The following is a 6,304-nucleotide window of genomic DNA, read 5'->3' on the forward strand; positions in this document are numbered from 1 at the left end:
ATTGGCAACATGTCTTCTAAGCGAAGTCTTGTTGCTAATATGGATTGATGACCATCTCTTAAGACAACTTCGGTAATACCTAATGGTTTGCTCATGATTATGCCCTTATATTTTTGCTTTCTGTGAAGAAGAAGGTTGTTGAGAGTGCTGTTGGCGATAACGAGTAACAGCTCCGCTTATCGCTGCAACAATTGCGGGAGATATCTCACCGCTGGCAGCTTTTTTGTTGTTTTTATTCGAACGATTAGTTGTTGGTGCGATAGGATCAGGGAATTTAATCGCTAATTTAGCTAGCACTGTAGTAATAAAAAGTATTAATAAGCTTAAGAAAGCGAATACGACCACCATTCCGGCTAACATAAGAGTGCCAGCTTCTAAAAACTGTTGTTCCATACTGTTCATTATTTCTTCTCATTCGAAAATTTATGAAATTAGAATAATCACTCTACTGACTAAAAACAAACATTATTTTGATGTTTCAGAAAAATAACTAAACGTCAAGCCATAAAGTGGGAGGTATTTAGTGATTTTCATCAGTTATTGAAATAATAATTGCATAAAAGAGATATTGTATACAATATAATAACAATAAATGTAGGCTTTACAGCATATATAAGTAGTATTTTATACAATATACATAAATAGTTAATTGGTTTATTTCTTTTTAAGAATAATTAATTTTGAACCTTAAAACTAACTGACTCCAACTAAATTAGTTTAGAATTCGTTCATAATAGTCATTGAATTGATTAAATGCCTTCCAATCAATTCAAGTCCGATACACTCGATTAATTAATCACAGATTCATTAGTTTGAGATTACGTTAGTCGCAGAAAAAGTACTTCTGGCCATAGCGCTTATTCATCAACGAAGATCAAATAAATTGAAGCTCAGCGTGCAGGAGGGTTTAGTTTAGTCTACTTTAATATGATCGGTTAATTCGTGAGTAATAATACTCTCTATAAAGAACTTGCCTATGTACTTTACTCAGGATGTAACTGTATACGTCATCTTCGAAGTCTTTTGTCGAAGATCCATTGTCTTTTAGTTTAGATTCAGGACTATGTGCTCCATGCATAGTCTTCTAAGTAACATAAAGTTAAGAGATTGATTTTTAAGTAAACATAAAACTGGAACACCGTCATTTCCGAAGTCTCTGATCGGAAATCCATAGTGTTTAAAAACAGGAACCTCGATTCAGCTTTGTGGTTCCAGACCAAAGCTAAGTACCTACGTCCTGTAGGCAAAAACACCACGAGGATGACGACGTAAATTTTTGGTGTATGCTTATAGCAATGTTACTAGTAGATGGTTGGGGCGTAGCCGCTGTTTTGCTAATAAGTGGCATCCATGCCACGTCAGCCTAAAATAATCGTGAATCGTTCAGCGCCCTGAAACGCACATCTTGAAGTATCATGGGTATAGGTTTCAGATTATTTCAGACATAAAAAAACCTAGCCAAGGCTAGGTTTATTTACTCTCTGCTCTCAAATAAGAGTGAGAAATGTGGTGGGCGCGGCAGGAGTCGAACCTGCGACCGCCTGGTTCGTAGCCAGGTACTCTATCCAGCTGAGCTACGCGCCCGGAGTGTATTTATTTTTCAGCTTTAATACTAGCTTATCTTCATTGTTTTATCACTTAAAGAAAAGTGTTGGACTGGCAAATGTCGAACCTTTCGGTTATACAGTGCCTGGTTCGTTTTCTTTGAACCATCCATTATTCTTTATTTTAACACTCGAATAAAAGTGGTGGGCGCGGCAGGAGTCGAACCTTTCGGTTATACAGTGCCTGGTTCGTTTTCTTTGAACCATCCATTATTCTTTATTTTAACACTCGAATAAAAGTGGTGGGCGCGGCAGGAGTCGAACCTGCGACCGCCTGGTTCGTAGCCAGGTACTCTATCCAGCTGAGCTACGCGCCCGGAGTGTATTTATTTTTCAGCTTTAATACTAGCTTATCTTCATTGTTTTATCACTTAAAGAAAAGTGTTGGACTGGCAAATGTCGAACCTTTCGGTTATACAGTGCCTGGTTCGTTTTCTTTGAACCATCCATTATTCTTTATTTTAACACTCGAATAAAAGTGGTGGGCGCGGCAGGAGTCGAACCTGCGACCGCCTGGTTCGTAGCCAGGTACTCTATCCAGCTGAGCTACGCGCCCGTAATAAACTATGTTTTACATCTTAGTATGAAGATACACAACCATTAAATTCACAAAATAAAATAATGGCGGAGAGGGAGGGATTCGAACCCTCGATCCGGCTATAAACCAGATACTCCCTTAGCAGGGGAGCGCCTTCGGCCACTCGGCCACCTCTCCAGTGGTGCGCATATTAATAGATCTCAAAAATAAGTCAAACCTTTTTGTGCATTTATTTTTGTTTTTTAACTGTTTGCTGACAATTCAAACAATAATGATAATTTTCGACCATTAAAAAGATAGTCAAAAAAAAACACCATCAAATGTGGTGTTTTTAAGAACGTGATAATTTTACAACAAATAATCTATACGTTGCCTGAGGACTCAGTATCATCTTTCTCTGCTTGAATACGCATGTAAATTTCTTCACGGTGCACTGAGATTTCTTTTGGTGCATTAACACCGATTCTTACTTGATTCCCTTTAACACCTAATACTGTCACAGTGACTTCGTCACCAATCATTAATGTCTCACCAACGCGTCGTGTTAATATTAACATTTACATCTTCCTTTTCTTAAATTGAGATCCACTAAATAAATATACATAAGCTAGTAATATATAAAGTTAGTCTGATTTTCCATAATACCTTTTAAGTAATAGTAGAGATTACGAAAAAATCCACCTTTAGATGAGGATAAAGCTCCAATGCTTTTACTTCATCAAAGTGTTTAGTATTCTAACAAGCTTATCTTAACTTTGAATAGGCTTTAAAGTTGTTTTTAAGTTAATTTGTGTTATTTATTGCCGTTTTGTTACATTTAAACAAAGTAGCTGTATATAATTAATACAAAGACAGCACTCCACAATTTTAGCTTTAATATACGCACTCACTCTTTACTACTCAAAAGACCCTAGTCTTTGTCACAAAATAGACCTCAAAAAAAAGCCACCTGGTTATTATTCAAGTGGCTTTTTAAAAATACGTATTTTAATAAACTTTGTTAAATTAATTTTTCAACTAACCATGGTTGTACTGAGGCTAGCGCAGTTGCTATGTTTTCAGGTTGACTACCGCCTGCTTGTGCCATATCAGGTCGTCCACCACCTTTGCCACCTACTTGCTGTGCAACCAGATTAACCAGCTCACCAGCTTTAACCTTTCCTGTTAAGTCTTTGGTTACACCTGCAATTAAACCAACTTTGCCATCATTAGCGGTAGCCAACATAATAATGCCCGATTGCATTTTGTTTTTAAGTTCATCAACCATACCGCGCAATGATTTACTTTCAACACCATTTAAATCGGCAATTAATACTTTTATGCCGTTGATTTCAATGGCTGAACTTATTAAGTCTGAACCGGCATGTGCTGCAAGCTCTTGCTTAAGTATACTAATTTCTTTTTCTAATTGCTTAGAACGGGTAATTAATTGTTCTACTTTAACACCAACACTGGCAACATCAGTTTTTACTAAACTGGCCACTTTACTCAACGTTAAGCTCTGCTCATTAATGTAGGCTAATGCGCCCGTTGCAGTTACGGCTTCAATACGGCGAACACCTGCTGCAATACCTGACTCAGATACTATTTTCAATATGCCTATATCACCCGTGCGCTCAACATGAACACCACCACAAAGCTCGGTAGAGAATTCACCTAAAGAAACTACACGCACCTCATCATCATATTTTTCACCAAACAGTGCCATCGCACCTTTTTCTTTGGCATCTTCTATGTACATTAATTCGGTTTCACCGGCATGATTATGACGTATTTCATTGTTAACAATTTGTTCTACTGATTGTAATTCTTGTTCAGTCAAGCCTTCAAAATGAGAGAAGTCAAAGCGAAGCTTGTCACTATCACATAATGAACCTTTTTGGGTAACATGCTCGCCTAACACCTTACGTAATGCCGCATGTAAAAGGTGGGTTGCGGTATGGTTTTTAACGATAGCCGCACGACGCTCTATATCAATTTCTGCTTTAACACGTCGATTCAAGCCCATATCGGTTTTAGCAACACCACGATGAGCAAAGGCATTACCTAATTTAATAGTGTCTTCTACTTCAAAAACACCACCATCAAGATGTAATAATCCAGAGTCACCAACTTGACCGCCCGATTCAGCATAAAAAGGGGTATGGTCTAAAATAACCAAACCTTGTTCACCTTCATTTAACTGACTTACCGCTTCTTGATCATGACAATTAAATAGCTCAACAATGGTTGCTGAATAAGAATGACGGGTATAGCCTTTAAAGTCAGTTTTGTGATCAGACTTTAATTGCTGATTGTAATCTGTGCCAAATTGGCTCGCTTGTTGAGCACGTTCACGTTGTAAGCCCATCGCAATATCAAAACCATTGTGATCTATATTCAATTGCCGTTCACGGGCAATATCTGCAGTTAAATCTGCTGGAAAACCATAAGTATCATACAATTTGAAAACATCGTCGCCACTAATAGTATCGCCATCTAAGTTCGATAACATATCTTCAAGTAAGATCATGCCACGATCTAAGGTACGACCAAATTGTTCTTCTTCAATTCTTAACAACTTTTCGATAATTGCTTGTTGTTGAGCTAGTTCAGGGTAAGCATCACCCATTTGTTCAACTAATGAACTCACTAATTTATGAAAGAAATGCCCTTTAGCTTCAAGTTTATGACCATGGCGAATAGCACGCCTGATAATACGACGTAATACATAACCACGACCTTCATTTGATGGTACAACCCCATCAACAATTAAGAAGCTACAAGAACGAATATGATCACTAATCACGCGAAGTGATTTATTATCTAAATCATTACACTCTAATAAATGCGCCGTATCTTTGATTAACGCTTGGAAAAGATCGATTTCGTAGTTGCTGTGTACGTTCTGCATAATAGCGGAAATACGCTCTAAACCCATACCTGTATCAATAGACGGATTAGGTAGTGGCTGCATGTCACCATTAGCTTGGCGATTAAACTGCATGAAAACGATATTCCAAATTTCAATAAAGCGGTCGCCATCTTCATCAGGAGACCCTGGAGGACCACCCCAAATATCAGCACCGTGATCGTAAAATATTTCAGAACAAGGTCCACAAGGGCCAGTATCGCCCATTGACCAGAAATTATCTGAGTCAAACTTTTTATCAGGAGACTTATCACCAATTCGAATGATTTTCTCTACCGGTATACCAATTTCATTATTCCAGAAAGAAAAAGCTTCTTCATCGTCTTCATAAACGGTAACTAATAATTTTTCTTTTGGCAGACCTAAAGTAACCGTTAAGAATTCCCATGCAAAACGTATCGCATCGTCTTTGAAATAATCTCCAAAACTAAAGTTTCCAAGCATTTCAAAGAACGTATGATGGCGCGCTGTGTAACCAACATTTTCTAAATCATTATGTTTACCACCAGCGCGAACACAACGTTGTGCTGAAGTAGCACGAGTATAACTACGCTTTTCAGCGCCTAAAAAAACATCTTTAAAAGGCACCATGCCGGCATTAGTAAAAAGTAAAGTGGCATCATTGCCCGGAACTAATGAACTACTTTTTACTATTTGATGTTGCTTAGTGGCAAAATAATCTAAAAATGCCTGACGTACTTCAGCGGTGCTTTTAATCATGGGAGCCTTAATCAATCTGTTTGTTCAACTGTTAGTTACTAGTGAAAATACTTACTACCGCAAAAATTTCATCATGTGAAAATCCACGATATTGTAAAAATCGTATTTTTTTGGCTTGCTCTTTTTGAGCCTGCTTAGGATCTTTTATCCACCTTTCACCAAAGCGCTTATTATACGCAAGCTCTGCTTGAAGATACCAATCAATTTCGCAATTATTCCGCAATTGTTGAATGATTATTGAGCAAACGCGTTTCTGCTTAAGTTCATTCTCAATATAACGCCAACCGTAACCTCTATTTGCTCGATACCGACAGGTACTTATGGCAAAACGTGTGTCTGATAAGTAACCTTTATCTAGGAATCGTTCAATAGCCGCATCTATGTCAGCTTCTTCAAATTCGCGAACACTAAGCTTTTGTCTTAATTCAAATTCAGAATGTTCTCGTCGCGCTAATAAGCCAACTCCGCAGTGTAAAGCCGTTTGTTTTTGTTTCATTTACATTCTCTTTACAAGTAATACCCGTTCCACTT

4 protein-coding genes and 4 tRNA genes are annotated in these 6,304 nt (G+C 37.8%); all 8 read right to left on the reverse strand.

Annotated elements, in window-relative coordinates; genetic code table 11:
* Nucleotides 1-105 precede the first annotated feature (105 nt).
* Entirely contained in the window at nt 106-402 is a 297-nt protein-coding gene (locus DWA31_RS03890) for an OadG family protein (RefSeq protein ID WP_114325355.1), read from the reverse strand.
* A 1,105-nt stretch (nt 403-1,507) separates the two neighbouring features.
* Nucleotides 1,508-1,584, reverse strand: a tRNA-Arg gene (locus DWA31_RS03895).
* A 260-nt stretch (nt 1,585-1,844) separates the two neighbouring features.
* Nucleotides 1,845-1,921 (reverse strand) — tRNA-Arg (locus DWA31_RS03900).
* A 162-nt stretch (nt 1,922-2,083) separates the two neighbouring features.
* Nucleotides 2,084-2,160 (reverse strand) — tRNA-Arg (locus DWA31_RS03905).
* A 66-nt stretch (nt 2,161-2,226) separates the two neighbouring features.
* A tRNA-Ser gene (locus DWA31_RS03910) sits at nt 2,227-2,319 on the reverse strand.
* 185 nt (nt 2,320-2,504) lie between these two features.
* A complete protein-coding gene (csrA, locus tag DWA31_RS03915) occupies nt 2,505-2,699 on the reverse strand; it encodes a carbon storage regulator CsrA (protein WP_114325356.1) in 195 nt (64 codons plus the stop codon).
* Nucleotides 2,700-3,142: 443 nt separating this feature from the next.
* The gene (alaS, locus tag DWA31_RS03920) at nt 3,143-5,773 is read right to left on the reverse strand and encodes an alanine--tRNA ligase (RefSeq protein WP_114325357.1); all 2,631 of its coding nucleotides are present in this window, start codon (nt 5,771-5,773) and stop codon (nt 3,143-3,145) included.
* 31 nt (nt 5,774-5,804) lie between these two features.
* Nucleotides 5,805-6,269: a regulatory protein RecX gene (locus DWA31_RS03925; protein ID WP_114325358.1), complete on the reverse strand. Its 465-nt coding sequence runs from the start codon at nt 6,267-6,269 to the stop codon at nt 5,805-5,807.
* Nucleotides 6,270-6,304: the final 35 nt, after the last annotated feature.

Origin of the sequence: Candidatus Colwellia aromaticivorans (assembly GCF_003333305.1) — a bacterium.
In the GTDB taxonomy this organism is placed as follows: domain Bacteria; phylum Pseudomonadota; class Gammaproteobacteria; order Enterobacterales; family Alteromonadaceae; genus Colwellia; species Colwellia aromaticivorans.

What these genes read in the sequence shown, in the direction of transcription:
- DWA31_RS03890 (WP_114325355.1), bottom strand. Translation starts at nt 402, where the DNA reads ATGAACAGTATGGAACAACAGTTTTTAGAAGCTGGCACTCTTATGTTA.
- csrA (WP_114325356.1), bottom strand. Translation starts at nt 2,699, where the DNA reads ATGTTAATATTAACACGACGCGTTGGTGAGACATTAATGATTGGTGAC.
- alaS (WP_114325357.1), bottom strand. Translation starts at nt 5,773, where the DNA reads ATGATTAAAAGCACCGCTGAAGTACGTCAGGCATTTTTAGATTATTTT.
- DWA31_RS03925 (WP_114325358.1), bottom strand. Translation starts at nt 6,269, where the DNA reads ATGAAACAAAAACAAACGGCTTTACACTGCGGAGTTGGCTTATTAGCG.